At 64.9% G+C, this 248-nt stretch carries 1 protein-coding gene; it reads left to right on the forward strand.

Going from position 1 to position 248, the window contains the following annotated elements:
- Positions 1-248: hypothetical protein (locus AC5IJH_RS18585; protein ID WP_491904299.1), on the forward strand; the 248-nt coding region annotated here is incomplete at both ends.

A 248-nucleotide genomic window follows, 5' to 3' on the forward strand; every position in this document is an offset into this window, starting at 1 on the left:
TGCGCAGAGCTGGCAGAGCGATGTCGACGACAACGATGCACTCGCAGCCGAGGAGGCCGATCGCATACTCGAGATCATCCGCGGCCATCTGCCAGCGGTGGCCGCGGCCGAGCGCGATAAGAAAAAATACCGCATCGCCGTGCTGGCTCGCTCCCGCCCGCACCTCACGATGATTCTCGACCGTCTGCGGCGCGCAGAGATTCCCTTCCGCGGCGTGAAGCTGGACCTGCTGCGCGATCGGCAGGAAA

This window comes from Candidatus Dedyshia acidiphila (assembly GCF_051025295.1).
Taxonomy (GTDB): Bacteria; Acidobacteriota; Terriglobia; order Terriglobales; family Acidobacteriaceae; genus KBS-83.